37 protein-coding genes and 1 tRNA gene are annotated in these 23,172 nt (G+C 65.1%); 11 read left to right on the forward strand and 27 right to left on the reverse strand.

Going from position 1 to position 23,172, the window contains the following annotated elements:
- Position 1 precedes the first annotated feature (1 nt).
- The 24 genes from rpmD to AC6I6X_RS04860 all read right to left on the reverse strand — a co-directional run bounded on the left by rpmD (position 2) and on the right by AC6I6X_RS04860 (position 13,938).
- The gene (gene rpmD / locus AC6I6X_RS04745) at positions 2–469 is read right to left on the reverse strand and encodes a 50S ribosomal protein L30 (protein WP_497929348.1); all 468 of its coding nucleotides are present in this window, start codon (positions 467–469) and stop codon (positions 2–4) included.
- Positions 469–1,125 (reverse strand): 30S ribosomal protein S5, encoded by a 657-nt coding sequence (locus tag AC6I6X_RS04750; protein WP_250141694.1) that lies wholly within the window; start codon positions 1,123–1,125, stop codon positions 469–471. The genes rpmD and AC6I6X_RS04750 overlap by 1 nt, the downstream gene beginning before the upstream one ends.
- Positions 1,122–1,670, reverse strand: a complete 549-nt coding sequence (locus tag AC6I6X_RS04755) for a 50S ribosomal protein L18 (RefSeq protein WP_497929349.1) — start codon at positions 1,668–1,670, stop codon at positions 1,122–1,124. The genes AC6I6X_RS04750 and AC6I6X_RS04755 overlap by 4 nt, the downstream gene beginning before the upstream one ends.
- Positions 1,670–2,119, reverse strand: coding sequence for a 50S ribosomal protein L19e (locus tag AC6I6X_RS04760; RefSeq protein ID WP_497929350.1), 450 nt, complete (start codon positions 2,117–2,119; stop codon positions 1,670–1,672). The genes AC6I6X_RS04755 and AC6I6X_RS04760 overlap by 1 nt, the downstream gene beginning before the upstream one ends.
- On the reverse strand, positions 2,112–2,843 hold the full coding sequence (locus AC6I6X_RS04765; protein WP_497929351.1) for a 50S ribosomal protein L32e: 732 nt from the start codon (positions 2,841–2,843) through the stop codon (positions 2,112–2,114). Before AC6I6X_RS04765 ends, AC6I6X_RS04760 begins: the two co-directional genes overlap by 8 nt.
- A 3-nt stretch (positions 2,844–2,846) precedes the next feature.
- Complete coding sequence (locus tag AC6I6X_RS04770) at positions 2,847–3,380, reverse strand: 50S ribosomal protein L6 (protein ID WP_497929352.1); 534 nt, start codon at positions 3,378–3,380, stop codon at positions 2,847–2,849.
- Positions 3,381–3,382: 2 nt separating this feature from the next.
- Positions 3,383–3,775 (reverse strand): 30S ribosomal protein S8, encoded by a 393-nt coding sequence (locus AC6I6X_RS04775; protein WP_250141689.1) that lies wholly within the window; start codon positions 3,773–3,775, stop codon positions 3,383–3,385.
- 1 nt (position 3,776) lies between these two features.
- Positions 3,777–3,959, reverse strand: a complete 183-nt coding sequence (locus AC6I6X_RS04780; protein WP_497929353.1) for a 30S ribosomal protein S14 — start codon at positions 3,957–3,959, stop codon at positions 3,777–3,779.
- A complete protein-coding gene (locus tag AC6I6X_RS04785) occupies positions 3,952–4,488 on the reverse strand; it encodes a 50S ribosomal protein L5 (protein WP_497929354.1) in 537 nt (178 codons plus the stop codon). Before AC6I6X_RS04785 ends, AC6I6X_RS04780 begins: the two co-directional genes overlap by 8 nt.
- Complete coding sequence (locus AC6I6X_RS04790; protein WP_497929355.1) at positions 4,481–5,185, reverse strand: 30S ribosomal protein S4e; 705 nt, start codon at positions 5,183–5,185, stop codon at positions 4,481–4,483. The genes AC6I6X_RS04785 and AC6I6X_RS04790 overlap by 8 nt, the downstream gene beginning before the upstream one ends.
- Positions 5,182–5,538, reverse strand: a complete 357-nt coding sequence (gene rplX / locus AC6I6X_RS04795) for a 50S ribosomal protein L24 (protein WP_497929356.1) — start codon at positions 5,536–5,538, stop codon at positions 5,182–5,184. Before rplX ends, AC6I6X_RS04790 begins: the two co-directional genes overlap by 4 nt.
- Positions 5,538–5,936 carry a 50S ribosomal protein L14 gene (locus tag AC6I6X_RS04800; RefSeq protein WP_497929357.1) on the reverse strand — a complete coding sequence of 133 codons (399 nt, stop codon included), beginning with the start codon at positions 5,934–5,936 and terminating at the stop codon, positions 5,538–5,540. The genes rplX and AC6I6X_RS04800 overlap by 1 nt, the downstream gene beginning before the upstream one ends.
- Positions 5,936–6,373: a 30S ribosomal protein S17 gene (locus tag AC6I6X_RS04805; protein ID WP_250141684.1), complete on the reverse strand. Its 438-nt coding sequence runs from the start codon at positions 6,371–6,373 to the stop codon at positions 5,936–5,938. The genes AC6I6X_RS04800 and AC6I6X_RS04805 overlap by 1 nt, the downstream gene beginning before the upstream one ends.
- Complete coding sequence (locus AC6I6X_RS04810; protein ID WP_497929358.1) at positions 6,364–6,768, reverse strand: ribonuclease P protein component 1; 405 nt, start codon at positions 6,766–6,768, stop codon at positions 6,364–6,366. The genes AC6I6X_RS04805 and AC6I6X_RS04810 overlap by 10 nt, the downstream gene beginning before the upstream one ends.
- Before the next feature lie 66 nt (positions 6,769–6,834).
- The gene (gene rpmC, locus AC6I6X_RS04815) at positions 6,835–7,041 is read right to left on the reverse strand and encodes a 50S ribosomal protein L29 (protein WP_497929359.1); all 207 of its coding nucleotides are present in this window, start codon (positions 7,039–7,041) and stop codon (positions 6,835–6,837) included.
- Positions 7,041–7,967, reverse strand: coding sequence for a 30S ribosomal protein S3 (locus tag AC6I6X_RS04820; protein ID WP_497929360.1), 927 nt, complete (start codon positions 7,965–7,967; stop codon positions 7,041–7,043). The genes rpmC and AC6I6X_RS04820 overlap by 1 nt, the downstream gene beginning before the upstream one ends.
- Positions 7,967–8,449: a 50S ribosomal protein L22 gene (locus AC6I6X_RS04825; protein WP_497929361.1), complete on the reverse strand. Its 483-nt coding sequence runs from the start codon at positions 8,447–8,449 to the stop codon at positions 7,967–7,969. Before AC6I6X_RS04825 ends, AC6I6X_RS04820 begins: the two co-directional genes overlap by 1 nt.
- 7 nt (positions 8,450–8,456) lie before the next feature.
- The gene (locus AC6I6X_RS04830; protein ID WP_497929362.1) at positions 8,457–8,879 is read right to left on the reverse strand and encodes a 30S ribosomal protein S19; all 423 of its coding nucleotides are present in this window, start codon (positions 8,877–8,879) and stop codon (positions 8,457–8,459) included.
- A complete protein-coding gene (locus AC6I6X_RS04835) occupies positions 8,876–9,598 on the reverse strand; it encodes a 50S ribosomal protein L2 (protein WP_497929363.1) in 723 nt (240 codons plus the stop codon). The genes AC6I6X_RS04830 and AC6I6X_RS04835 overlap by 4 nt, the downstream gene beginning before the upstream one ends.
- A 2-nt stretch (positions 9,599–9,600) precedes the next feature.
- Positions 9,601–9,855 carry a 50S ribosomal protein L23 gene (locus AC6I6X_RS04840; RefSeq protein ID WP_250141677.1) on the reverse strand — a complete coding sequence of 85 codons (255 nt, stop codon included), beginning with the start codon at positions 9,853–9,855 and terminating at the stop codon, positions 9,601–9,603.
- Positions 9,852–10,604 carry a 50S ribosomal protein L4 gene (gene rpl4p, locus AC6I6X_RS04845; RefSeq protein WP_497929365.1) on the reverse strand — a complete coding sequence of 251 codons (753 nt, stop codon included), beginning with the start codon at positions 10,602–10,604 and terminating at the stop codon, positions 9,852–9,854. The genes AC6I6X_RS04840 and rpl4p overlap by 4 nt, the downstream gene beginning before the upstream one ends.
- A 7-nt stretch (positions 10,605–10,611) precedes the next feature.
- Positions 10,612–11,634, reverse strand: coding sequence for a 50S ribosomal protein L3 (locus tag AC6I6X_RS04850; RefSeq protein WP_497929366.1), 1,023 nt, complete (start codon positions 11,632–11,634; stop codon positions 10,612–10,614).
- Between the two features lie 4 nt (positions 11,635–11,638).
- Entirely contained in the window at positions 11,639–12,511 is an 873-nt protein-coding gene (locus tag AC6I6X_RS04855) for a putative RNA uridine N3 methyltransferase (protein WP_497929367.1), read from the reverse strand.
- Between the two features lie 467 nt (positions 12,512–12,978).
- Complete coding sequence (locus tag AC6I6X_RS04860; RefSeq protein ID WP_497929368.1) at positions 12,979–13,938, reverse strand: lysyl oxidase family protein; 960 nt, start codon at positions 13,936–13,938, stop codon at positions 12,979–12,981.
- 621 nt (positions 13,939–14,559) lie between these two features.
- Here AC6I6X_RS04860 and AC6I6X_RS04865 point away from each other — a divergent pair.
- From AC6I6X_RS04865 to AC6I6X_RS04895, 7 genes are all read left to right on the forward strand, one after another.
- Positions 14,560–14,630, forward strand: a tRNA-Gly gene (locus tag AC6I6X_RS04865).
- Positions 14,631–15,117: 487 nt separating this feature from the next.
- Positions 15,118–15,453 carry a HalOD1 output domain-containing protein gene (locus tag AC6I6X_RS04870; protein WP_497929369.1) on the forward strand — a complete coding sequence of 112 codons (336 nt, stop codon included), beginning with the start codon at positions 15,118–15,120 and terminating at the stop codon, positions 15,451–15,453.
- A 104-nt stretch (positions 15,454–15,557) separates the two neighbouring features.
- Complete coding sequence (locus tag AC6I6X_RS04875) at positions 15,558–15,869, forward strand: MTH1187 family thiamine-binding protein (protein WP_497929370.1); 312 nt, start codon at positions 15,558–15,560, stop codon at positions 15,867–15,869.
- 103 nt (positions 15,870–15,972) lie between these two features.
- Positions 15,973–16,182 (forward strand): heavy-metal-associated domain-containing protein, encoded by a 210-nt coding sequence (locus AC6I6X_RS04880; RefSeq protein WP_250141669.1) that lies wholly within the window; start codon positions 15,973–15,975, stop codon positions 16,180–16,182.
- A 120-nt stretch (positions 16,183–16,302) separates the two neighbouring features.
- The gene (mch, locus tag AC6I6X_RS04885; protein ID WP_497929371.1) at positions 16,303–17,235 is read left to right on the forward strand and encodes a methenyltetrahydromethanopterin cyclohydrolase; all 933 of its coding nucleotides are present in this window, start codon (positions 16,303–16,305) and stop codon (positions 17,233–17,235) included.
- 92 nt (positions 17,236–17,327) lie between these two features.
- The gene (locus AC6I6X_RS04890) at positions 17,328–18,008 is read left to right on the forward strand and encodes an HAD family hydrolase (protein ID WP_497929372.1); all 681 of its coding nucleotides are present in this window, start codon (positions 17,328–17,330) and stop codon (positions 18,006–18,008) included.
- A gap of 46 nt (positions 18,009–18,054) precedes the next feature.
- Complete coding sequence (locus tag AC6I6X_RS04895) at positions 18,055–18,453, forward strand: hypothetical protein (protein ID WP_497929373.1); 399 nt, start codon at positions 18,055–18,057, stop codon at positions 18,451–18,453.
- Positions 18,454–18,558: 105 nt separating this feature from the next.
- Here AC6I6X_RS04895 and AC6I6X_RS04900 read toward each other — a convergent pair whose 3' ends face one another.
- Positions 18,559–20,160, reverse strand: coding sequence for a GTPBP1 family GTP-binding protein (locus AC6I6X_RS04900; RefSeq protein WP_497929374.1), 1,602 nt, complete (start codon positions 20,158–20,160; stop codon positions 18,559–18,561).
- 190 nt (positions 20,161–20,350) lie between these two features.
- Here AC6I6X_RS04900 and AC6I6X_RS04905 point away from each other — a divergent pair, with 190 nt between their 5' ends.
- Together AC6I6X_RS04905 and AC6I6X_RS04910 are read left to right on the forward strand one after the other, a co-directional pair.
- Positions 20,351–20,533: a hypothetical protein gene (locus tag AC6I6X_RS04905; protein WP_497929375.1), complete on the forward strand. Its 183-nt coding sequence runs from the start codon at positions 20,351–20,353 to the stop codon at positions 20,531–20,533.
- A 38-nt stretch (positions 20,534–20,571) separates the two neighbouring features.
- Positions 20,572–20,841 (forward strand): hypothetical protein, encoded by a 270-nt coding sequence (locus AC6I6X_RS04910; RefSeq protein ID WP_497929376.1) that lies wholly within the window; start codon positions 20,572–20,574, stop codon positions 20,839–20,841.
- Between the two features lie 27 nt (positions 20,842–20,868).
- Here the strand turns inward: AC6I6X_RS04910 and pyrF are convergent, their stop codons facing one another.
- A complete protein-coding gene (pyrF, locus tag AC6I6X_RS04915) occupies positions 20,869–21,669 on the reverse strand; it encodes an orotidine-5'-phosphate decarboxylase (RefSeq protein WP_497929377.1) in 801 nt (266 codons plus the stop codon).
- Positions 21,670–21,861: 192 nt separating this feature from the next.
- Here pyrF and AC6I6X_RS04920 point away from each other — a divergent pair, with 192 nt between their 5' ends.
- Positions 21,862–22,140: a hypothetical protein gene (locus AC6I6X_RS04920; RefSeq protein ID WP_497929378.1), complete on the forward strand. Its 279-nt coding sequence runs from the start codon at positions 21,862–21,864 to the stop codon at positions 22,138–22,140.
- 126 nt (positions 22,141–22,266) lie between these two features.
- Here the strand turns inward: AC6I6X_RS04920 and AC6I6X_RS04925 are convergent, their stop codons facing one another.
- Complete coding sequence (locus AC6I6X_RS04925; RefSeq protein WP_497929379.1) at positions 22,267–22,686, reverse strand: VOC family protein; 420 nt, start codon at positions 22,684–22,686, stop codon at positions 22,267–22,269.
- Between the two features lie 97 nt (positions 22,687–22,783).
- On the opposite strand from AC6I6X_RS04925, the gene AC6I6X_RS04930 reads away from it, so the two are divergent.
- The gene (locus AC6I6X_RS04930) at positions 22,784–23,152 is read left to right on the forward strand and encodes a methylglyoxal synthase (protein WP_497929380.1); all 369 of its coding nucleotides are present in this window, start codon (positions 22,784–22,786) and stop codon (positions 23,150–23,152) included.
- Positions 23,153–23,172 lie beyond the last annotated feature (20 nt).

Consider the following 23,172-nt stretch of genomic DNA (forward strand, 5'->3'; position numbering starts at 1 on the left):
GTTATCGCATCGATTCTAGCAGGTCGTTAATCTGCTCCGTTGTATGTTTTCCGAGTTGGCCGCCCTCGACGGTCGGCTTCTTGATGCCGTCGTGGCCGCCACGCGGCGGGTGGAGACGCAGCGTCGGCGACAGTCCCTCGTCGCGGAGCGTGGTCTCCTCGTCGAGCAGCGCCTCGGCGAGCGCACCGAAGTCGTCGTACTCGGTGTGTTCGGCGAGCCACTCCTCGTCGACGTCGGACTGGTCGCCCTCGAGGGGTTCGGCGCGCTTTTCGAGCACCGTCTCGAGGACGTCCTCGTCGGGTTCGCCGACGGCGACGTAGTCGTTGACCTTCGCGATCATCCCCTCGTAAGCGTCCGTCTCGGGGACCAGCGCGCAGTGGTTCACGCTGTGGATGTTGAGCATCTCGAGCGTGTCCTGGACGTCCTGCTGGCGGTTCACTTCGCCGCGAACCTGCACGATCGCCTTCATCACTCAGCCACCTCCGGTTCCTCCCGGTTCGGTCGCCGCTGCGGGTGGCGCGACTGCGAGGCGTTCTCGAGCGCGTTGAACGTCGCCTTCGCGAGGTTGACCGTCGTCCGGGTGTTGCCGTGACTCTTGGTCCAGGCGTTCTCGATGCCCGCGAGTTCGATGACCGCGCGAACGGTGTCGCTCGCGGCCAGTCCCAGCCCTTCGGGGGCGGGGATGAGTTCGACCTCGACGGAGCCGGCCTTCCCGGTCGTGCGTCGGGTCAGCGAGTGGGGCCGATCGGATCGGTCCTCCCACGAACCCGAGCCACGCGGGACCTGGATGATGTTCAGTTTCGCGATGCCGATCGCCTTCTGGATGGCGGAGCCGACCTGGTCGTCCCGGCCTTCCGCGTAGCCGACGAAGCCGTCGCGGTTGCCGACGGCGACGACGCAGCGGAACTTCACGCGGCGTCCGGAGTCGGTCATTCGCTGGACCATGTTGATGTCCAGCACTTCGTCGTCCAGTCCGGGGAGGAGCTGGTCGACGATTTCGGGCTCCTTCAGCGGGAGTCCCGAGTTGAGAGCGGCCTCCATCGTGTCGATGTCACCCTCCTGGACCTTCCGGCCGAGGCGGGTGACGGGCTCCCATCCGTCGTCGTTGTAGTTGTTTCCACTCATTCGAGAATCGCCTCTCGTACGTCGTCGAAGTGTTCTGGGAGTTCGGTCGCGTCGAACTCGCCGCTGTACAGCGGTTCGTCGAGCTGCTCGGCGTACTCGGCGATGTGCTCGCCGCGGGTACGCGACCAGTCCGCGAGCACGCTGTCGTTGTGCGGGATCTCGAGTCCGGCGTCGATCGCCCCTTCCTGGACGGCGAACACCTTGTTGCCGGGCGTCGCCGTGTTGAGGCCGATATCGAGGACCGCTTCCTCGAGGCCGGCGTCGACGGCTCGTTTGCCGGCCAGCAGGCCGGTCAGGTAGGCCGCCGAGATGTTACTCGTCGGGGCCTCCCAGCCGTACTCTTCGAGATCGCCGGAGTGTGCGCTTGCAAGTGTCTCGTCTCCCTGAGGTCCGGGAGTGATCAGCTGCGCCGTAGTGTGCTTGTTGCTCTTGCGAGCGACGAGGCGTGGTTTGCCCGATTTCAGCAGGCGCAACCTCTGGTGGTAGTCCGTCCGGACCTCACGGCGACGTCGCATCGGAACGTTGTATCGTGGTCCTGTCGCCATTACTGGTCACCGTAGTTGTCGTCGATGTAGTTCAACAGGTACCGGACGCTCCGGAACTCGCCACCGCCGGCCTTCTTGTAGAGCTGGCGGTACTGCGTGGGCGTGATCTCGCCCTTGTCGCGGAGTTCGCGGAGTTTCCGTCGCTGTGCACGAATCTTGCTCTCCCACTCCTCTTTCTCGTTCTGGCGCGCGCCCTTCTTGCCGCGGCGCTTGCCCGGCCCCTTCTGGTGGCCGTAGGCGCGTTTCGCGTTGCGCTCGCGGGCGCGGCCGCGGGAGTTGCCGCCGGCCGCTTCGGCCTGGATACGGCCCTCGTCGACGAGTTCGCGGATCTCGTCCCGGGTGATCGCCTCGGCGATGTCCGCCTGGGCGTCGGGATCGAGCCAGACCCGGTTCTCGCCGACGTCGAGAACGTCGGCTGCCAGTCGTTTCTGTGCGGAGAGATCAGTCATTGGATTCCACCTCGACTTCTTCGTACGTCGGGTTCAGGACGCGGACGCCCTGGGCCTCGGCTTCCTCTTCGATCCGTTCGCGCTTGCGCGCACCGACGGCAGAGGCGATTCGCACCGCCTCGCGATCGCCGTCGACGCCTTCGAGGTCGTCCGTGTTCTCGACGTAGACCTCCTCGAAGCCGCTGGGGTGTTTCCCACGGACTTCGGTGGGCGTGCGGAAGCCAGCCTGGACTTTCGGACCCTTGCCCTTGACGCCGCGGCGCTGCTTGGACAGCTGTCCGCGCGGGCGACGCCAGGATTCGGGCGTCCGCTTTTTCTTGTGGTAGTCCTGCCGGTTGAACTGCGGCTTGCTCACGTCGCGACGTCGATCGAGCAGACGCTGTTCGTCCTCGGAGAGGTCGGGCGTCTTCTCGGTCAGGCCGCGCGGCTGCAGTTCGGTCTCGACGTCTTCCTCGGGTTCCTCCTCTTCGGCGGCCTCGTCCTCGATCTCGGCTTCGGTCTCCTCCGAGACCTCGAGGTCGCCGACGTCGGCCTTGATACGGGCCGCGAGTGCGTTCCCGATGCCGTCGGCCTCCGCCAGGTCGTCCTGGTCGGCTTCCTTGACGTCCTCGATGGACTCGAAGCCGGCGTCGCGAAGCGCGTCCGCTTTGCTCGCGCCGACGCCGCTGATGTCTTCGAGTTCCTGCGGTTCGTCTGCAACCGATTCCTGTTCGTCGTCAGCCATCTATCAGGCACCTCCTTTGGCGGGTTTCTCGGTGATGTAGACCCCGTCCTGGAAGACGCGGGTGTCCTTGCCGCTGACGCGGGTCAGCTGCTCGATGTCCGCCGCCGTCTGTCCGACGTCCTCCTTGTCGGGGCCGGACAGGACGAGTCGCTCGTCGTCGACGGAGACCTCGGTCTCACCGTGGATAGTCGTTCGTCGCGCTGCCTTCTCGCCGAGGAAGTTCTCGATGACGACCTCGTCGCCCTCCGAGCGGACCTGCATCGGGAAGTGAGAGTAGAAGACTTCCATCTTGTACTCCCAGCCCTCGGTCACGCCGTGGAAGGCGTTGGTAATGTGACTCTCGAAGGTGCCGACGGTCGCGTTGGTCTTTGCGTCCTCGGCCTCGCTTTCGATCACCACGGTGTCGTCCTCGAGCTCGACGGTCACGTCGGGGTACCAGAGACGCCGCGACACGGTGCCTTCCGGTCCATCGACGGTCACGTCGAGATGGTCGACCTCGACGGATACGTTTTCGGGGATTTCCAGTTCGACTCGCATGGTTAGTAGACGTATGCGATCACCTGGCCGCCGATCCCCTGCTCACGAGCCTCGTAGTGGCTCATGATGCCGCTGCTCGTCGTCACGACGAGCGCACCGAAGTCTCGAGCGGGGAGATAGCGCTTCTCCCACTTCTCGAAGTCGTCGGCGCCTGCGGCGTAGCGGGGCTTGACGGGGCCACACTCGTTGATCGCTCCTTTCAGTTCGACCTCGAACTGACCGGCTTTGCCGTCGTCGACGTACTCGAAGCCGTCGATGTACCCGCGGTCGTAGAAGACCTCGAGCACGCTGCCGATCTCGTTCGAGGCGGGCGTTACCTCGTGGGTCAGATGACCGACGCTCTCCGCGTTGTCGAGTCCGGAGAGCGCGTTGCTGAGTGGATCGTTTCCGGTCATGTTATCGGTACTTCTTGAATCCCATGTCGCGGGCGATCTCGCGGAAGCACTGCCGGCACAGGTTGATGTCGTACTTGCCGACGAGTCCCTGTTTGCGGCCACAGCGCTGGCACTCTTCGATCTGGCCGGTGCGCTTTGCGGCGTGCTCGCCCGTGCGATCGTTCTCGGTTTCGCTTTCACTCATCTGCGGACTCCTCCACGGTGACGTCGAAAGTCGCCTCGACGAACGCGATCGCGTCCTCGGGCGTCAGGCGGTGACTCGACGGGATCGGTCGCGTGGCCTTGTCGCGCTTGGCCACGCGGTAGCCCGGACGCACCAGGTTGACGGTGACGTCCAGCCCGTAGATCCCGACGTTCGGGTCGTACTCCTGGCTCGGGAACTCGGTGTGCTCCTCGACACCGAAGCTGAAGTTGCCGGTATCGTCGAACTGCGTCGCGGACAGTTCCGCGAGCGGCAGCGACTTCTCGAGGAAGTCCGTGGCGTCCTCGTCACGAAGCGTGACCTTCGTGCCGATCGGGTCTCCCTGGCGAATGCCGAAGTCGGGTTCGGTCTTTTTCGCCTGGGTGCGGACGCTCTCCTGGCCCGTGATCTCCTCGATGATGTCCTCGGCCTTCCCGAGTTCGCGGCCACCGCGACCGACGCCCATGTGGACGACGACCTTCTCGACGCGCGGTTCGCGCATCTCGTGGAAGTCGGCTTCGGCTTCACTCATCGTCCTCACCACCAGTGAAGTTCTCGTCGATCACGACGACGTACTCCTCGATGGTCTCGAAGCCACCATCCTCGGTGGAGACGCCGACGGTGTTCGGGCCGCTGCCCGGCGTGACGTCGATCGCGTCGATCTCGCCGATCTTGCCGCCGTGGTTGCCACGGACGGCCGTCACCAAGGCGCCCTCCTCATAGGGGAAGTGGGCGACGATCGACTTGTCCTCGTTGTCGACGACGATCGAGTCGTTCGGGGAGTACTCGTCATCGTCGACGATGACGTTCGTCCCGTCGTGCAGGGTCAGCTGGGTGTCGCCACCCGGGACCTGCTGTTTGCCCTCGATCTTGCCGAGGCGGCTTCCGGCGGCCTCGGCGTCGATCTCGGTCAGCGCGAGCCGACCGCCCTCGTCGGGGAAGACGCGGTAGTACTCCTCGCGTCCGGGGAACGCAACGATGTCGAACATGCCGATCGGGCGCTGTTCGTCGTTGATCGGGTCCCCGTTGACGAGGATCGCGTCCTCGCTCAGGGCGTATCGTGCTTCCTTCTTCGAGTCGACGTAGCCGAGCACGTCCCGCAGCAGGACGACGAGCGGGACGCCGTCCTCTCCGTGCGGGCCGGCACCGGCCTTGACCGTGAAGACGTCGGTCTTTCGCTCGACCGGCCAGGATTTCGGTACTGACAGTCGTTTCTGGTGGTTCGTCATTCGGTATCACCTTCGAGCCGTGCTTCGCGACGCTCGTCCTCGAGGTCGAGGTCCGTGATGCGGACGTTCGAGGGGTCGAGCGGCCGCGGGACTTCCTCGCCGTCGGCCGTCTCGACGGTGACGTCCTCGACGTGGATCGTGCCGTCTTCGAGGATCGCACGAAGGACCTCGCCGGTCTCGCCGGCGTGGTCGCCGCGCATGACCTCGACGGTGTCGCCCGCGTTGACGCGGGTGCGTCGGGTGTCGTACTCCTCGCGGAGTTCGTCGGACAGCGTCGCGTGGAGCTGCTTCTGCCGCTTGTGCAGCGGTGCACGCTCCGTCTGGGTTCGCTGTTTGTGTGGTTGTTTGGTCATTATACGATCATCGTCGCGGTGGACGCGATTGCTCCGAAGCGTTCTGCGACTTCGCGGGCGATCGGCCCCTTGATCTCCGTGCCGCGGGGCTCCTCGTTCTCGTCGATGATGACCGCCGCGTTGTCCTCGAACTTGAGGCGGGTGCCGTCGGGCCGGCGGATCGCTTTCCGCTGACGGACGATGACGGCCTCGAGAACCTGCCGGCGCATCTCGGGGGTCCCCTTCGTGACCGAGACGGTCACCTTGTCACCGAGTCCCGCCTTCGGCTGGCGGTTCTTGGTGCCGTGGTAGCCCGAGACGCTGATGACCTTCAGTTCGCGCGCGCCGGTGTTGTCGGCACACGTGACCAGCGACCCCTTCTTCAGGCCCTGGGTGACGTCGGCTTTCATCGCCTCCATCACTGATCACCCTCGTCTTCGCCCGCGGCGAGGTCCTCGTCCGAGAGCTCCGGCTCAGGCTCGGCCTGGCTCGTGAGCTCGGCGATGTCCTCGGCGGTCGCTTCCTGGGTTACTTCGACGACCACGTGCGATTTGGTCTTCGACAGTGGTCGGGTCTCTGCGATCTTGACCGTGTCACCGACCGAGAGCGGCTCGAGCACGCCCGGTACGTGGGCCGGGATGCGCGAGCGTCGCTTCATGTAGCGGTCGTACTTCGGGACCGCCACGTCGTACTCTCGTTCGACGACTACGGTCTTCTCCATGTCCGTCGAGACGACCTGTCCCTCGAGGATCTGCCCTCGAACGGGAAGCTCGCCGTAGAACGGACACTTCTCGTAGTCGTATTCCTCCGGGTTTTCCGGTTCCGGAGGGGTTTCAACGTCTAATCCTATTGCCATGGTGAATCACCATTCGTTTCCGTGCGTCGGGCGGGTCGTGAGAGCAGTCGCGATCCATCGACCGTAACGTAGGCCACGTCCTCGCCAGCTCGGTCTGCGGTATCCGATTGCTCGGTCTCCGCAGGTTGAGTGTCGGCCAGTTTGGACGCGGTCCCCGACCCCTTCTGGAGGTCGGCGGCGTCATCTGTGATCGCGAACTCGAACGTCGAGCCCGATTTCGGGACCATGACGACCCGAGACTCTCCGTCGTCGCGAACTTCGATCGACAGGGTGTTCGTCGTCTCGATGACGACACGCCCCGCTATGCCGACCCGCGAGGGATCGTCGCTCTCGACGATCCGCACGGGGAGGCCGTTGAGTTCGTGTCGCGGCAGTGTCTCGGGTGTCAGTGGCATTGTTGTGTTACGCTTCGTCCTCGAAGTCGCCTTCCTCACGGACTGGACCCGTTCGGATTTCGGATCTCATTCGAGATCCCCCTCCTCGCTCTGGATCGTCTTGATCCGAGCGATCGTGCGACGCAGTTCGCCGATCCGGCCCGGGTTCTCCGGGGCCCCACCGGCCGCGAGGACGGACTTCTGGTTCAGCAGTTCCGTCTCGAGCTCTTCGAGTTCTTCCTCGCGCTCCGCGGCCGTCATGTCGCGGATCTCGTCGACGTGGAGGATCGCCATCAGGCGTCACCTCCCTCGTCGTCGGATTCGTCGCCTTCCATCTCGGCGACGAGTTCCTCGGCTTCCGCTTCGACGTCTTCCTCGAGTTCGTCGAGTTCCTCCTCGACCGGCGACTCGTCGGGAACCTCGACCTCCTCGTCTTCGTCGGCCTCGACTTCTTCCTCGATGACTTCTTCGACGTCTTCCTCGAGTTCGGGTTCGGCCTCGTCGGCCGGTTCCTCGACATCGGCCTCGGCTTCGTCGGCTGCCTCGGGTTCGCCCTCGAGCAGTTCCTCGACGCCCTCGGCCTCGTTGGCCTCGACGGCGTCCGGAACGACTTCCTCGGGGTCGAGATCCTCGTGGATCTGGAAGTCGTCGGGCAGTTCGGCACCCGGCGGGATGATCTTGACGTCGACGCCGATCGTGCCGAGTTTCATGACCGCGACGCCCTGGCCGTGGTCGACGACCTCTTCGGCGGGTTCGCCGTTGTGCTTGATGTAGCCGCGGTTGAACTTCTCGACGCGCGATCGTGCGCCCGTGACCTTCCCGGAGAGGACGATCTCGGCGCCGAGCGCGCCGGCTTCCATGATCCGGTCGATCGTCGTGTGACCGGCCTTCCGGAAGTACCAGCCACGCTCGAGGGCGTTGGCCAGTCGGTCCGCGACGATCCGCGCGTTGAGGTCGGGTTCTTCGACCTCCTGCACGTCGATCTGCGGGTCCTCGAGGTTGAACTTCTCCTCGAGAGCCGTCGTGACCTTCCGGATGTTCTCGCCGCCTTTGCCGATGACCATCCCCGGCTTCTCGGCCTTGAGGACGATCTGGGTTCCCATCGGCGTCTTGGCGACGTCCATGCCACCGTAGCCCGCGCGGCCGAGTTCTTCCGCGAAGAACTCGTCGATCTGGGACCGCTGCAGGCCGTTTTCGATGAACTGGTGTTCGTCAGCCATTAGCTATCACCTTCTTCGTCCTCGGCGTCTTCCTCGCTCACGACGATCTCGACGTCCACTTCCGGCGTGTTCCAGGAACTCGCCCGCCCCATCGCGCGGGGCTTGCGGCCGACCGACTCGCCGACCTTGTGGGCGGCGACGTGGACGATCTCCATCGACGCGCCGTCGAAGCCCTGGTGGTCCGCGTTGGCCTCGACGTTCTCGAGGAGGTCGAGGAACGCCTCCGAGACCTTCTCGGGGTAGCGACCGGCGTCCCAGCCTTCGATATCCGATCGGTGGCCGACGCCGCTGTTGTGCGAGCGGAACGGCACCGACTGCACTTCGTCGATCACGTCCTGCAGGTACGCCTGGGCGTCTTCGACGGTTCGGCCCTTGATCTCGCGGGCGACCTCCTTGCTGTGCTTGTGGCTCATGTGACGCTCCCGGAGCATCGCTTTCGCGGTCGCGTCCGGGTCCGCGTCGACTGAGTAGTTGATTCCCATACGATGATCACTTCAGTGGGACGAACTTCGAGGACCGAGTCGCGCCGATCCCTGCCTGTCCGTGTTCGACGGACGTGCGGGTCAGCTGGAACTCGCCGAGATAGTGTCCGATCATCTCGGGTTCGATGCGGACGCGCTCGAAGGACTGGCCGTTGTAGACCTCGAAGGTCAGTCCGACGAACTCCGGCAGCACCGGCATGTCGCGCAGGTGCGTCCGGATCGGCGCGTTCGCAGTCTCTTCCTCGTCTTTCCCGCGGGACTCCTCGAGAAGCTTCTCCTTCTCGACGGAGAGTCCGCGTTCGATACTTCGCCGCTTGCGAGCGGGTAGCAGTTCCGCGACCTCGTCGAGCTCCATGTCCTGCAGCTCCTCGAGCGTGTGGCCACGGTAGGTGAACTCACCTTCGCGGCCGGTTCTGTACTCCTGACTCATTTGTCTCCACCTCGACCGGTACGGCGCGAGGAGATGTCACCCACCTTCCGTCCCGGCGGGGCGTCCCGCGAGATGGACTTGGGTTTGCCGGGGTGCTGTCGGCCGCCGCCACCGAACGGGTGGTCGACGGCGTTCATCGCGACACCGCGGACGCGGGGCCACTTCGTGCCCCGGGCTCTCATCTTGTGGTACTTGTTCCCTGCCTTGACCATCGGCTTCTCCGTGCGACCGCCGCCGGCGACGACGCCGATGGTGGCTCGACACTGCGGATCGAGGCGCTTGACCTCGCCGCTTGGCAGCTGGACGACCGCCGCGTTGCGGTCGTGCGTGATCAGGTCCGCGTTGACACCCGAGGAGCGGGCGAACTTGCCGCCGTCGCCCGGGTTCGCCTCGACGTTACAGACCGGCACGCCTTCCGGAATCTCCGCGAGCGGAAGCGTGTTGCCGGGCTTGATCTCCGCCGAGACGCCGACCTGGATCTCTTCGCCGACGGCCACGCCTTCGGGCGCGAGGACGAGGCGCTGATCGCCGTCCTCGAACTCGACGGCCGCGACGGGCGCCGATCGGGCCGGGTCGTGTTCGATGTCCACGACCGTCCCGCGGACCACGTCGTCGTCTTCTTCTTTCTTGTGGTCGAGTTTCGCCTTGTATCGGTGCGACGGGGCACGGAACGTCGGCGTCCCGCGTCCGCGCCGTTGTCCGAGAATGCGTCGTCCCATCCTCAGAACACCCCGATTCGCGAGGCGACTTCCTGCGCGTCGTCGTCCTCGGAGAGTTTGACGGTTGCTTTCTTCTTGCCTTTCATCGTCACTTGCGTGTTGACGTTGTCGACCGTGATGTCGAAGCGGTCTTCGACCTCGTCACGGATTTCCGGCTTGGTCGCGTCCGGGTTGACGACGAACTGGAGCTTGTTCTCGAAGTCCATGTCGTTCATCGCCTTCTCCGTGACCAGCGGGTGCTCGATGATCGAACTCATCGGTCCGCCACCTCCTCGAGCGCGCTCTCGGTCCAGACGGTCAGGCGACCGGGCTGTGCGCCCGGCGCCAGGTCCTCCGCGTTGACCTCCGCGGCCGTCGCGACGTCCGCGCCGGCGAGGTTCCGGGCCGCACGGGACGGGCCGGACTCGCTCGAGGTCACGAACAGGATCGACGACGGCTCCTTGTACTTGCGGCCGCGGGTCTTCCCGCGACCCGATCGGACGCCCCGACCGTCGTCGGCGCGTTCGATGTCGTCCGCGAGGCCGGCGGCCTCGAGGAACTCGACGACCTCCTTCGTCTTCTGGAGGTCCTCGAACTCGTCGGAGACGACGACCGGAATCTCGGCGTCGTCGTCGAACTCGTGGCCGCGCTCGGCGACGAGGTCGGCGTCGGTCGTCGCAGCGATCGCGCTGCGGACGGCCAGTTTCTTCTCTTTCGTGTTGATCGATTCGGACCAGTCCTTCTCGGCTTTCGGCGGGTGGGCCTTGCGCCCCTTGACCGTCTGGGGAACGCGGCGACCGCGTCCGTCCTGTCGGGGGACGTGGGCCATCCCTCGGCCGCTACCGAACGACTCGGCCGGCGTTCGAAGGCCGGCGAACTCGTCGGCGCCGTAGTCCTGTTTCCGGTTTGCCTGGGCGACGCGGACCGCGCGAGCGATCAGGTCCGGGCGGTACTGGGTCTCGAAGACCGCCGGGAGTTCGACCTCACCCGCGTCCGAGCCGTCCAGGTCTCGTACTGTTGCGTCCATGTGCTATCTACCCCTGATTGGATGCGGTGGAGACGTAGCGCACCTCGGGGTCGAGGCGCGGCTGGTCTCCGGGTCGGATCGCCGGGCGGAAGCGCACGAGACGCTGTTCCGGCCCGGGGAGCGAGCCCTTGATCAACGCGTGCGGGCCGTCGACTTCGCCGTAGTTGACGAAGCCGCCGTCGACCGTCGCGTCGGCCCCGTCGCCGATGTCGACGAGGCGCTTGTTCAGTTCCGTCCGCTGGTGGTAGCCGGTCTGCCCCTGCTGTGGGACCGTCGACCGGACGCGGGACGGATTCCAGGGACCGAGGTTCCCGATGCGGCGGCGCCAGCCCTGCCGGGCGTGCTTGCCCTTGCGTTTCTGGACGCCCCACCGCTTGACGGGACCCTGGGTTCCTTTCCCTTTCGTGACGCCGCTGGCGTCGACGTACTCGCCGGCGCGGAACACGTCGTTCATGACGTGTTCACCGCCGCCGTCCTCGAGCAGTTCGAGGGCGTAGTCGACGCGCTCCTCGACGGAGCCGCCGCCGACGCGCGTCTCCATCACGTCCGGCTTCTTCTTGGGTACCGAGGGAACGTCCCCGGGAACCGTGTGCGTGATGACGCGCACGTCGTCGACGCGTCCCTCCGCGAGGAGGTCGCGGAGTTCGTCCGCGGTTGCGTCGGTGTCGTAGTCGTCACCGGGGAGATCGAGGACGCGATCGAGTTCGGGAACGAACTCGTCGGTCCAGACCTCGGTGACCGGCTTCTTGCCGTACGGCGTGTCTTCGTACGCTCGCAGCGCGACGGCGCGCATCGGCGGCGTCTCCACGATCGTCACGGGGACGGTCTGTTCCATCCCCTCGGTCGGCGAGTTCGCTTTATCGTCGACCATGACGACGTGGGTCATGCCGGCCTTGTAGCCCGCGAAGCCCTGGAGCGTCGGCTGTCCGTCGTCGTCCGGCCACGAGTTAAAGCGCGGGACCTCGCTGGTCGCACGCTTTCGTGGGCCGAACCCGAGTGAGCCTTTGCGTGGTGCGTTTGATTGTGGCATTCTATCACTCTCTGAGTGAGAGGGGCGCGAGGGTGGCGAACAGAGCCTCCTCCGTTCGCACGACCTCGCTCCCCTGGTTCGGAACCGTGTTCAGCCAGAGGTCGAACCCCGGATCGGCTGTGGGTTCGACTCCGTCATCCGCGCCGTCGTCGCGAGACGACGATTCGATCGCGGATGCCTCGATTCCGAGGATGTCCGGCAGCCCCCTCTCGGGCGCGCCGAACGCGACGGTCATCCCGTCCCGTTCGACCCGTCCGGCCAGCGTCGCGAGCCGTCCCACGGTGAGTTCCTCACCGTACCGGGACGACGCGATGCGAACGCCGGCGTCCTCACGGCCGAGAGCTGTCGAAAGGTCCGTCCGCTCGACCGACAGCCCCGGGAGGGGCTCGTCGACGAGTTTCGCCCGGACCGGTCGTCGCGAAGAGATCCTGACGGTCACGCGCTCCCCCTCTTCGACCTCCATTTTCGGAGGCGTGTTGAGGGAGATCGGGTGTTGCAAGCCGCAATTGACCCGGACGCGCCCTTCAGGTCCGACCTCGGTCACGATCCCTTGTCTTGACGACCCCGAACCGTTCGATTCGGAGCCGGTCTGTGACACCGCGCGGAGCGGCGGCAGTACGCCCGCGTACTCCAGTTCGTCCCGCATCCCCCAGACCTCGTTGCGGAGGTACGGGGGCGTTGCGGCGTACCGCAACACTGTGCTTACGAACCCGCCGTCGAACCGCCCGGTTTCGCCCTCCCGATCGGGGAAGACGACCAGGCGATCGGCCCGGTAGATCGTCGCCGCGCGGGCGACGTATCCGAGTTTGCGAGTTGCCTCGCGTTTGTCCTCGGCCTCCCGGGTGAGCGACGACGGCACGAGTACGCTGACGGTCATGCCGTGACGCTTCGGCGCCGCGTCACTAGACTGTAGCGATGTGTTGCTTACAGGGTCGTAAAAGGGTAGCGAATTAGATCGAGTACGTGATCGCCTCTCGCGTCAGAAATCGTGGTAATACGGAACATAGGGAGTCGGTAACGCAAGTCGTCGAACGTGCACGCACAGGTCGCATTTACGAATGGCTGGGAAACGGATCGTTGCTCATCCGATCGAAACCGAGCAGTCCAGGGTATCGTCCGTCTGGATCTGATATCGAAATGGTTTGAATGGTAGCAAATGAGTGCGTCGGATATAGTACTCTACACCAAGGCGGATTGAAGAGGCCGCGAAATTTTCCCCGACCTCGGCTATAACAGCAACCGGAGACGTTCTACGTGGTTTGTGTGGACGCCGTCATCGGAGGCGTATCCGACACTCGGATGGTTCCGCTACGCTACAGAAGAGCGACAAGGGAAGTGACGTCTTCAGCAATCAGACGCTCTAAATAAGTGGTCTTCCGGGGGATCGGTCACCGTGACGGTATCGTTGTTGATACGAATGCCAACCCGAACGGTGTTATCATCGTAACAATTCTCGACAATCGTGCGGTCGGCGTTCGTCCTGGCTTGAAGCGTGTACTCCCCGTCGGGGAGTGAGTCAATAACGAGATACTGACCGGGGAGAGACGAGTCGTACACGTCAGCCCACCCGGCACTAATCCCTTGATTATCGCAATCGAACTGGGGACTACTACTGGCGTTTGGGCGAGACGGCATTCGCTCGACATCCATAAGACAAAATGGCTGTTTCTTTCCCACGCCCATCTCGTCGCCCGATTCGTCAAATAGAGTATATTTATTGAACCCATCTAGATGCGCGTGATCGTGAGAGTCCGAGTGTACGAACTGATCAGGGTGGTCCTCCGGACTGCCCAGTTCGGCATCCGCGTCTCCCACATTGTAAGTGAGTATATCAAATCGCAGAAGTCTATGTTCGCCCGGGGTTACGTAACCGTCTTCGACGTCAGGGCTAGACTCATCAAACACTTCTGTTGAAATATTGAGCTCTCTAACATCCGGAACGAAGTTGACCTCTGGCCGATCCTCGAGTTGATCGTCCGAGGCTTCAGGGTCGGACTCCGAGGTTTCAGGGTCGGACTCCGAGGTTTCAGGGTCGGACTCCGGCGCCTCAGAGTCGGACTCGGTTGGCGTGGGTGGTGACGTCGTCGAGTTCTCTTCGTCCGCCGAGGGAGCCTCCTCGTCCGTGGTATCTTCGCTTCCGGAGGCTTTGGAGGTGTCCGTGTTACTGTCAGATACGTTCTCTATGAACGGATTGTCGGCCGTAACGCCCGCGAGCGTAATCATGCCTATCCCCGCTACTACAATGAGGAGAACCGCAACCAGTACCGCCGCTCGCTTCCTGCCAGGTATCCATTTTTTCATCATACTAGTTGCCAGACTGTACCCGAATCTAATCGAGAAGAATTATAGTAAGAATTACACTAACCAGATCGTAGACAGCGTGTACTCGTTCTAAATCGTCGCTAACTGGGATACGCGTCCTCTCGCTTTCGTTTAGCGCCCGCCATATACTGTAGATTTCATGATTGTTTCTGAGAGGTGTGTCATCCAAGCCGAAGATCTAACAGTAGCTCAACGTTCGAGAGACCGTCGGTTGTCTCGCCCGAGCACACGTGATTAAGACGTGTGTTCGATCGGAATTTCCGATACACCTAACACCGGGGAAAGACAGCGAGAGGACGATCACGACAGATCGTCCAGACGTTTCGTTTCCCGATCGGTCGAGAGTGACCCGGGCGCGATCGACGTGATCCCGGCGTCAACCTGACCGCACTCATCTACCACGTGGAACGAACGAGGGGCGATCGATTCGAAAGATCGGGATTCGATCGGCGTTGTGACCACATTTCGAACGTTCTTGGGGCCTAGAAACGCAGGAGAGGAAGTATCGTCTGAATCGATCGTGTGGTACGCCCTGCACCCCCACGCCTGATACGATTCGCAACCCTTATACATCCATCCCGAATTAGGTGTAAGTGCAACAGGGCGCTGGTAGTGTAGTGGTATCACGTGACCTTGCCATGGTCACAACCTGGGTTCAAATCCCAGCCAGCGCATTTTCACTGAACAACAACGACGAGCGGAGCGAGTCGTCTGTTCGGTGAAGATCGTTCTCGGATTTGAAGTAGACGAGTCGCAGCCCGGGAAGCGAACGGAGTGAGCGACCCGGACCGTCTCGGCGTGGTTCAAATCCCAGCCAGCGCACTTCTGTCCCGAACAAGTCCGTGAGTGACGGAAATCGTTCTGGATTTGAATCAGACCAGACGCGCAGCGAAGCGAGCACGTCTGGGCGTGGTTCAACCCCAGTCGACCGATCGGTGGGTCGCGTCGGTCGGCATCGTTCACGGGGATAACGTGCGCTTACGACAACCAGTGGGTAGAGCCGGCGGCGGTCGCACAGCGTCGAACGGGACGAAACAGTTTGTACGTTCGAACCATTCGACGAGGCATTCACTTACATTTGTTTACCAATATCCGCCTGCGATCGACTTTTATACTCCGAGAGGCTACGATATAATCGACGATTGAACCGCATTTCCTCCTATGCATACAGAACTGACAGACGACGACACGGGCGACTACCAGTACGACCAGACGAACGACCGCTACGTCTTCCACCACGACAGCGACGGTACGGCGACGATCACCGCGACGATCGTCCACGCGCTCGCGTCGATCGCGGAGACCGACGTCTCGCAGGGTGAGTTCTCGCTTTACGACAGCGTCGATCCGGACGCCCTGGACCGGATCTTCGGCAAGAAAGCCGACGGGACCGACCGATCGGGCGGTCACGTCGCGTTCACGGCCCTCGAACACGAGGTGTTCGTCTACGCGAACGGCGACGTCATCATCTACCCGCCGTCCGGGTCGCGGCCCTAACGGCCCGTCTGGTTCTGTTTTCGCGAGTCGATCGACGCGTAGTGACGGATGCGAATTCGCTGGCAAGGGGCGGATTTAGGGGCTCGGAGCCCTCACAATCTGCTATGACCGTCGTTGCACTGCTGAGCGTCGCACCGGTGATCGAAGACAGTATGGCGGGCGAGGTCGCGAAAGCCGTCGCGGCACTCGACGAGTACGACGTCGAGTACGAGACGAATCCCATGGGGACCGTGATCGAGGCCGACAGTACGGACGAACTGTTCGCGGCCGCACAGGCCGCCCACGACGCCGTCGACGGCGATCGGGTGAGCACCGTGCTCAAGATCGACGACAAGCGATCGCGCGAGACGTCCGCCCAGGCGAAGGTCGACGCGGTCGCCGAGAAACTCGGCCGCCAGCCGACCAGCAACGAGTAACGACCGTCGGCGATCGGCGGGTGGACGACGCCCCTGGTTCCGCCCGACGGGGCCGTTTTCCGAGAACAAAACGCTCAATCCGGACCAGTGAGTAGCCGCGCCCATGGAACAGACCACACTCGATGTTACCGGCATGGCCTGTGACGGTTGCGAACAGAACGTCACCGACGCGCTCGAGGCACTCGAGGGGATTTCGTCGGTCACGGCGAACCACGAAGCCGACCAGGTGCGCGTCGAACACGACGAGACCGCCGTCGACGAGGAGACGATCGCCACGACGATCGAGGACGCGGGGTACGAGGTCTCCGCGTAGCGATCGACGGCGAGGCAAGCCCGGCGGGTCGGACGGACGGCGGCGTCGAGGCCGATCGGCCGATCGTGGAACCGCGACGAACTGACAAACTGTTTTAGGGCGGCCGCTGAAGGCTGGGACATGGAGAGTCTCAACCGGATGGCGATCGAGTTGGTCGACGAAGCCCTCGAGTACGCCGAGGAGTTGAACGTCGGGGGGTACGATCTCGAGAACGAGGCGACGGTGCTGGACTTCGGGGTGGAGTTCGACGGCGGCGTCGAGGCGGGACTCCTGCTGACCGAGATCCAGACGGCGGGGATGGCGACGCCGAGCCACGATCTCGGCGAAATCGACGGGACCCCGATCCCGTTCGTCGAACTGACGACCGACCAGCCGGCGCTGTCGCTGCTGTGCTCCCAGAAGGCTGGCTGGGAGCTGACGACGGACGATTTCGAGGGGCTGGGGAGCGGACCGGCCCGCGCGCTGGTCGCCGAGGAGGAGGAGTTCCGGCGGGTCGGCTACACGGACGCGTTCGACCTGACCGCACTCGCCGTCGAAACGGACGAGTTGCCCCCCGAATCCGCCGCCGAACAGGTCGCCGACCTCGCGGAGGTCGAGCCCAGTAGCGTCTTCTTACTGGCCTACCGGAGCGCGAGCCTCGTCGGGTCGATCACGAACGCCGCACGGGCGGCCGAACTCGCCACCTTCCGGCTCTCGGAACTGGGCTACGATCCGATCGACATCGTCTCCGCGACGGGACGCGCGCCGGTCGCACCGGTCGCGGAAGACGAGCAGACGGCGATCGCCCGGACGAACGACGCGATCGCCTACGGCGGGCGGGCCCACCTGACGGTTCGCGAGGATTCGGACGTCTTCGCCGACGTCCCGTCGACGGTCGCCGACGACCACGGCCGACCGTTCGGCGAGATCTTCGACGATCTCGACTGGGAGTTCGGCGAGGTCCCGGCGGACCTGTTCGCGCCCGGGATGGTGACGATCGACGTCCTCGGCGGCCCGACGTACGTCCACGGCGAGACCGACGAGGAATTGCTGGCCGACTCGTTCGACCTGTAGCGGCGCGTCTCTCGCGCCACCCCGGATCGCCGAGTGTCCGCGCTCGTCTTCGCGCGTCGGGATTTTTGTCGCTTCTACACGAAGAGTCGACCGTGACCGGTGACGTCGACGCGATCTGCTTCGATCTCGACGAGACGCTCTGTACCTACAGCCAGCCGAGCGCGGACGTGCTCGATCGGGCGTTCGACCGCGCCGGCGTCGCCCCGCTGTGGGCGCTCGAGGACTACCACGACCTGTACGGCGACTACCTCGCGGAGAGTACGGACGTCGAGGATCTCCGACGACGGTGCTTCGCGGACCTCGCCGTCGAGGCCGGCCACGACCGCGAGACCGGCCGCGCGGTCGCCGACGAGTTCGCCGCCGTGCGCGATCAGGAAGCCGTCGACCTCCTCCCCGATGCGCGTGAGGCCGTCGAGGCCCTGACCGATCGCTACCGACTGGGTCTCGTCACCAACGGCGCACCCGGGATGCAACGGACCAAACTCGAGGCGATCGGCCTCGCGGACGCGTTCGAGACGATCGTCTACGGCGGGTACGACACGGCGCCGAAGCCGGCCGCCGAACCGTTCACGGTCGCGCTGGACGCGCTCGACACGCCGCCGGAGCGGGCGGTCCACGTCGGAAACTCCCTGTCGTCGGACGTCGCCGGTGCGCGGGCCGCCGGGCTCCGATCGGTGTGGGTTCCCCACGAAGACCGGATTCCCGAGGCGCCCGATCCGGCGCCGGACCACACGGTCGAGACGCTCGCCGGCCTCGAGACGCTTTCGTGGTGAGTGCCGATCGGCCGACTTTTGGCCGCCCGCTGCGAGGTGCGAGTCGATGACCGACCGCGCGATCAACTTCCAGGCGGTCGTCGAGGGCGTCCGATCGGCCCCCGAGGTCGGGACCGCGATCGTGACCGTCGACGGCGACGGGCCGATCACCGTCTGCAGGCGACTGTTCGAAGGATTGGAGGAGCGAACCGACCCGTCCTCGTGCGAGTTCTACATGAGTCCGAACGTCCGCCGGGAACTGGAGCGCCGACTGCTCGGCGACGGGGTCGCCGTCGAGTCCCCGCCGTTCCTCGATCGCCAGATCCGGACGGACGTCTCGATGCCGGACGACACGGTGCTGTTCATGCACCCCGACGCCGTCACGCTCGGCGGGACGGTCACCGGGATCCGCCCCGTCGGGATCGGGACGCTCTCGATGCCGAACGGCGATCGGCTACAAATCTGAACGCGAACGGGGAGAACGGTGGCCCGTCCCGTCGGGCCGGGTGGATCGATCGACGGAAGCGACGCTGAACGAGCAGTCGACGGAAGCGAGGCTGGGCCGCGCGGATCAGTCGACGGGAGAGACGTCGGTGACGGTTCCGACGCCCTTGCTACGGCCCTCGCGGAAGACGAACTTCTGACCCTCCTCGACGAGATACGGGCGGAACTTGAACCGGACGGTGGCGTTGCCCGTATCGCCCGGCAGCAGGCGTCCACCCTCGGGGTAGAACGCCGCCGCCTCGCCGATCGTCTCGAGGTGGACGACGGGTTCGTAGCCGTCGCCGATCCGGGTGGGGTGGTTCAGGACCATGACCTCGGCCTCGAACTCCCGGACCGGGTCGGGATCCGCGTCGGCCGGGAGGAGGACCATGCCGCGCTCGATCGCGCTCTCCTTGATCCCCTTGAGGGCGATGCCGACGATTCGGCCCGCCTGGGCCCGGTCGACCTGGTGGTAGTGCATCTCGATCGATCGGACCTCGACGTTCTGGAAGCGCCCGTCCGGCATCGGGCCGATGAGGAGTTCGTCGCCGGTCTCGACCTCGCCCGACATGACCGTCCCCGAGGCGACGGCGCCGACGCCGGTCACGGAGTAGCTCCGGTCGACGTACATCCGGAACTCGCCGGTGTCCTGTGACGTCTTGGGAAGCCGATCGAACAGTTCGTCCAGGGTGTCGAGACCGTCCATCGTGATGGCGCTGGTCGCGACGATCGGGACGACCCGTTCGTTGATCTCCTCGACGGCGGCGTCGACGCCGTGGCGGGCGACCCGCAGCGGCGACTTGTCGACTTCCCGGAGGAGGCGCTCGACCTCGCGCTCGACCTCCTCGACGCGCTCGTCGCTCACGGCGTCGGTCTTCGTGATCGCGACGATCGTCGGCAGGTCGGTCGCCAGCAGGACGCCGAGGTGTTCCCGCGTCGTGCGCGTGGGACCGTCGTCCGCGGCGACGACCAGCAGCCCGTAGTCGAGTTTCTGGCCGACGAGCCCGCGGATCGTCGTCCGGAGCCACGGTTCGTGGCCGACGGTGTCGACGAACGAGACGAGTCGATCGGCCTCCTCGACGACTTCGGCCCGATCGGCCTTGCGGTTCGGGTTCCGCACGCGAACGGGACCGTCGTCGTCGAAACCGTAGACGGCGTAGGAGAGGTCGGCCGAGAGGCCGCGCTCGACCTCGTGGGGCTGAACGTCGAGGAACGCGCGGGTCGCGCCGTCGCCGTCGTCCGCCTTCCCGGTGACGAGCGAGCCCACGAGCGTGCTCTTCCCGTGGTCGACGTGGCCGGCCGTGCCGACGACGACGTGTTCGTCGTCGGTTTCGAGGACGGCCCCGTCGTGGATGGTCGCGACGCCGACCAGTCCGTCCTTGACCCCCCACGTCTGTACGTCCTCGATGTGCGCGTCGGCCTCCTCCGCGAGCAAGGAGAGCACGTCCATCGACTCGGAGAACTCGTCGGGATCGATGCCGGCGAGTCCGCCGTCGTCCGTCACACCGACGACGTACGTCGCCTCGCCGTCTCCGGACAGGAGCCGGTGTCGGAGCTGGGCAGCCAGACTCTCCCGTCGCCCACCCTCGAGGTGGACGTCACGTAGCAGGCGTTCCTTGAACTCGACGTTGCCACCGTCCTGTTCGCCACGGTCCAGGGCTCGCTCGAGGAGAGCCCGGTCACGGCTCATATCGCCCGGTAGCGCCTCACATGGCAAAAGCCTTCCCGTCCGTTGTCAACGAATGACACAGTAGTGCCCGGGAGCGGGGTTTCGAACCCGCCGCGTAATCGGCCATTGCCGACTACGATCGCGGTCACCACCGAGCCGAGAGTGGCGTGCCGGGCCCGCTTTCAAGCCCCTCGAGACCGTAGCCGGCAGCATGAGTATCAGCGGGCTCTGCCAGATCTGCGAATCCCGCCCCGCCGAACATCAGTGTGCCAACTGCGGGAACCTCGTCTGTGAGGTCCACTACGAGGCCGGGGACGGGCTGTGTACCGACTGTGCCGCACAGGCCCGGCCCGACCCCGACCAGGACGACGACGTCGACGTTCACCGGTTCTGAACCGTGTTGACGAGTGACCGTCCACGAGGGCGTCGCCCGTGACGTCGATCCGCGACCTGCTCGGCGAGTCGCTGGCCGTCGGCGAGACGTTCTGTCTCGACGTCGAGGAGCGAGACGGCCGCCTCGTCGCCACGCATCCACACGGCGCCAGTCCGCTGGATATCGCCGTGGTCGAGGGACTCGACCGCCTCGACGAGCATCCCCCGGCGGATCCGATCGAGGTCGAGATCCTCGACCGGATCGTCGACGATCGGCTCGCGGGCCGAGTCGTCGCTGTCGACTGTTCGGCTCCCGAAAATCAGGGGTGATCGCCTCGCCGTCCGTGTTCGCGTCGGTTACTCGCGGTACTGGTTCAGCCGTCGTTTCAGCCGCTTCGCCGCCTGCTCGCTCGCCCCCGCGAACTCCTCGCCCGCGTCTTCACCCGCAAAGATGATCCCGCGCGAGGAGTTGACGAGGCCGACGCCGTTTGCGAGGCCGTACTCGATCGCGGCCTCGGCGTCACCGCCCTGGGCCCCGACGCCGGGGACGAGGAAGGGAAGGTCGGGAACCTGCTCGCGAATCTCCTCGAGTTCGTCGGGGGTCGTCGCGCCGACGACGAGTCCCACGTTGTCGTTCTCGTTCCACAGGTCCGCGAGCGCCGCCACCCGCTCGTAGACGGCCTCGCCGCTCGCGAGTTCGAGGTCCTGCAGATCTTCGCCGCCGGGGTTGGAGGTACGACAGAGGATGAAGACGCCGGCCTCCTCGTTCGCCAGGAACGGCTGGAGCGAGTCCCGACCCATGTAGGGATTGACCGTGATCGCGTCGACCGTCTCGAGGATCGACGCGTACTGGCGGGTCGTGTTCCCGATGTCCGCCCGCTTGGCGTCCAGCAGGACGGGGACGCCCTTCCCGTGGGCGTACGCGATCGTCTCCTCCAGGGCGGCCCACCCGTCGGGATCCTCGTAGAAGGCCGCGTTGGGTTTGAACACGGCGGCGTGTTCGTGGGTCGCGTCGATGATCCGGCGGTTGAACGCCCACCGCGGGAGGTCGTGCTCCCGGAGGTGGTCCGGAATGCGCGACGGATCGGGATCGAGTCCGACGCTCAGGACGCTGTCGACCGTGCGGATCCGATCGTGCAGGCGATCGAAGAAGTTCATGCCCCGAGTGGCGGGCCGACGGTCGAAAAGGTTGCTATCCGCGCTGCTCCGGATCGAGTACTGCCCGCCGGCGGCCGGCCGTCAGCCGGTCCGATCGTCACTCCGCCCGACCGGTTCCTGGGTGTGAATCACAGTCTCCCTCCAAATTCTTTAGACAGTACCTACTTCCTGCTCATCGACGACGCTCACGGTATGCAACTCGACCAGCGGCTGTCGTCGTTTCCCCGACTCGATCGACTCCGGGACCGCGTTCGATCGACGCTCGGGCCGGGCCCCGACGGGGCCGAGGGTACGGCCGACGCGACCGATCGCGGAGACGGCTCCGAACGGGCGAATTCGTCCGCACCCTCCGTCGGCAATCTCTTTCACTGCCAGACCTGCGCCGTCGTCTACATCGCCGCCGAGAAACACGTCTGCTCGAACTGTGAGGGAGAGGTCGAGCAGGTTCGATCGACGCTCGCGTGCCAGTGAGCCGCGGGCACGCGGGTGAGTATCCTCAACTGAGACGGATTGCGGTACCATTGTTCCGGCGGGCTCGCAGACGGGCCGCGGGTGTGCCGGAGCGGACGGACAGCACAGCAATCCGTGTGACGCCCCTCAGCGCTCGAGCACTTCGATCAGGTTGTCCTCGGGATCGCGGAGAAACACGATCGAGGTGCCGGTCTCGGTGGTTCGTGGCTCGCTGATCGTCGGGACGTCGTCCGGGAGCCCGTCGGAGAACGCGTCGAGGTCGTCGACCGCGAATGCGACGTGCGTCGCGCCGGGCTGGTTGAGCCCCGCGGCCGGCGACTCGCGCGCCTCGGGGTCGTACGCGACGAGTTCCAGTCGAATCCCGTCGGCGTCGAGGTGTACGAACCGGGCGCTCGCGCCGTCGACGCCGACGGCGTCGGCGAACGCCTCGCCGGACACCTCGAACCGATCGCGGACGTCGAGTCCGAGGGCGTCGCGGTAGAACGCGACTGATTCCTCCAGGTCGCTCACGGTGACGCCGACGTGGTGTGCACTGCAGTCTGTCACGGGCGCACTCGCACCGGGAGACGGGAAAAGCGTTCGACTGCGGCAGTTCGTGTCGATCGAGGCCTACTGTTTTCTCCCCGGACGAGAATGCAGGGGTATGACGCGCGTCGCGTTGATCGCCCACGACGAGAAGAAGCCGGACCTCATCGAGTTCGCGCAGAATCACGAAGCACAGCTGCGGGAGTACGACCTGCTCGCGACCGGGACGACGGGCCAGCGCCTGGTAGACGAGACGGATCTCGAGATCGAACGCAAGGAGTCGGGGCCGCTCGGCGGGGACCTCCAGATCGGGGCCGAGGTCGCGGCCGACCTGCTCGACGGGATCGTCTTCCTGCGCGATCCGTTGCGGGCCCAGCCTCACGAACCGGACATCTCGGCCCTGTTGCGGATCTGTGACGTCCACGACACCGCGCTGGCGACGAACCTCGCGTCCGCGGAGTTCCTGATCGAGGGGCTGGCCGAGTAGTCGCTCGACGGCGCGGCCGG

Source organism: Halosolutus sp. YCN4 (genome assembly GCF_059736495.1).

Excerpts from the sequence above, each read along its gene's own strand:
- AC6I6X_RS04870 (WP_497929369.1), top strand. The coding sequence starts at position 15,118 with ATGCATACAGAACTGACAGACGACGACACGGGCGACTACCAGTACGAC.
- rpmC (WP_497929359.1), bottom strand. The coding sequence starts at position 7,041 with ATGGCGATCCTCCACGTCGACGAGATCCGCGACATGACGGCCGCGGAG.
- rpmD (WP_497929348.1), bottom strand. The coding sequence starts at position 469 with ATGAAGGCGATCGTGCAGGTTCGCGGCGAAGTGAACCGCCAGCAGGAC.
- AC6I6X_RS04880 (WP_250141669.1), top strand. The coding sequence starts at position 15,973 with ATGGAACAGACCACACTCGATGTTACCGGCATGGCCTGTGACGGTTGC.
- AC6I6X_RS04800 (WP_497929357.1), bottom strand. The coding sequence starts at position 5,936 with ATGGAGGCGATGAAAGCCGACGTCACCCAGGGCCTGAAGAAGGGGTCG.
- AC6I6X_RS04755 (WP_497929349.1), bottom strand. The coding sequence starts at position 1,670 with ATGGCGACAGGACCACGATACAACGTTCCGATGCGACGTCGCCGTGAG.
- AC6I6X_RS04840 (WP_250141677.1), bottom strand. The coding sequence starts at position 9,855 with ATGAGTTCGATCATCGAGCACCCGCTGGTCACGGAGAAGGCGATGAAC.
- AC6I6X_RS04790 (WP_497929355.1), bottom strand. The coding sequence starts at position 5,185 with ATGACGAACCACCAGAAACGACTGTCAGTACCGAAATCCTGGCCGGTC.
- AC6I6X_RS04895 (WP_497929373.1), top strand. The coding sequence starts at position 18,055 with ATGACCGACCGCGCGATCAACTTCCAGGCGGTCGTCGAGGGCGTCCGA.
- AC6I6X_RS04760 (WP_497929350.1), bottom strand. The coding sequence starts at position 2,119 with ATGACTGATCTCTCCGCACAGAAACGACTGGCAGCCGACGTTCTCGAC.
- AC6I6X_RS04900 (WP_497929374.1), bottom strand. The coding sequence starts at position 20,160 with ATGAGCCGTGACCGGGCTCTCCTCGAGCGAGCCCTGGACCGTGGCGAA.
- AC6I6X_RS04830 (WP_497929362.1), bottom strand. The coding sequence starts at position 8,879 with ATGAGTCAGGAGTACAGAACCGGCCGCGAAGGTGAGTTCACCTACCGT.
- AC6I6X_RS04765 (WP_497929351.1), bottom strand. The coding sequence starts at position 2,843 with ATGGCTGACGACGAACAGGAATCGGTTGCAGACGAACCGCAGGAACTC.
- pyrF (WP_497929377.1), bottom strand. The coding sequence starts at position 21,669 with ATGAACTTCTTCGATCGCCTGCACGATCGGATCCGCACGGTCGACAGC.
- AC6I6X_RS04780 (WP_497929353.1), bottom strand. The coding sequence starts at position 3,959 with ATGAGTGAAAGCGAAACCGAGAACGATCGCACGGGCGAGCACGCCGCA.
- AC6I6X_RS04750 (WP_250141694.1), bottom strand. The coding sequence starts at position 1,125 with ATGAGTGGAAACAACTACAACGACGACGGATGGGAGCCCGTCACCCGC.
- AC6I6X_RS04810 (WP_497929358.1), bottom strand. The coding sequence starts at position 6,768 with ATGCCACTGACACCCGAGACACTGCCGCGACACGAACTCAACGGCCTC.
- AC6I6X_RS04905 (WP_497929375.1), top strand. The coding sequence starts at position 20,351 with ATGAGTATCAGCGGGCTCTGCCAGATCTGCGAATCCCGCCCCGCCGAA.
- mch (WP_497929371.1), top strand. The coding sequence starts at position 16,303 with ATGGAGAGTCTCAACCGGATGGCGATCGAGTTGGTCGACGAAGCCCTC.
- AC6I6X_RS04770 (WP_497929352.1), bottom strand. The coding sequence starts at position 3,380 with ATGCGAGTCGAACTGGAAATCCCCGAAAACGTATCCGTCGAGGTCGAC.
- AC6I6X_RS04820 (WP_497929360.1), bottom strand. The coding sequence starts at position 7,967 with ATGGCTGACGAACACCAGTTCATCGAAAACGGCCTGCAGCGGTCCCAG.
- AC6I6X_RS04875 (WP_497929370.1), top strand. The coding sequence starts at position 15,558 with ATGACCGTCGTTGCACTGCTGAGCGTCGCACCGGTGATCGAAGACAGT.
- AC6I6X_RS04930 (WP_497929380.1), top strand. The coding sequence starts at position 22,784 with ATGACGCGCGTCGCGTTGATCGCCCACGACGAGAAGAAGCCGGACCTC.
- AC6I6X_RS04860 (WP_497929368.1), bottom strand. The coding sequence starts at position 13,938 with ATGATGAAAAAATGGATACCTGGCAGGAAGCGAGCGGCGGTACTGGTT.
- AC6I6X_RS04805 (WP_250141684.1), bottom strand. The coding sequence starts at position 6,373 with ATGGCAATAGGATTAGACGTTGAAACCCCTCCGGAACCGGAAAACCCG.
- rplX (WP_497929356.1), bottom strand. The coding sequence starts at position 5,538 with ATGACCAAACAACCACACAAACAGCGAACCCAGACGGAGCGTGCACCG.
- AC6I6X_RS04850 (WP_497929366.1), bottom strand. The coding sequence starts at position 11,634 with ATGCCACAATCAAACGCACCACGCAAAGGCTCACTCGGGTTCGGCCCA.
- rpl4p (WP_497929365.1), bottom strand. The coding sequence starts at position 10,604 with ATGGACGCAACAGTACGAGACCTGGACGGCTCGGACGCGGGTGAGGTC.
- AC6I6X_RS04920 (WP_497929378.1), top strand. The coding sequence starts at position 21,862 with ATGCAACTCGACCAGCGGCTGTCGTCGTTTCCCCGACTCGATCGACTC.
- AC6I6X_RS04785 (WP_497929354.1), bottom strand. The coding sequence starts at position 4,488 with ATGAGTGAAGCCGAAGCCGACTTCCACGAGATGCGCGAACCGCGCGTC.
- AC6I6X_RS04825 (WP_497929361.1), bottom strand. The coding sequence starts at position 8,449 with ATGGGAATCAACTACTCAGTCGACGCGGACCCGGACGCGACCGCGAAA.
- AC6I6X_RS04775 (WP_250141689.1), bottom strand. The coding sequence starts at position 3,775 with ATGACCGGAAACGATCCACTCAGCAACGCGCTCTCCGGACTCGACAAC.
- AC6I6X_RS04855 (WP_497929367.1), bottom strand. The coding sequence starts at position 12,511 with ATGACCGTCAGCGTACTCGTGCCGTCGTCGCTCACCCGGGAGGCCGAG.
- AC6I6X_RS04835 (WP_497929363.1), bottom strand. The coding sequence starts at position 9,598 with ATGGGACGACGCATTCTCGGACAACGGCGCGGACGCGGGACGCCGACG.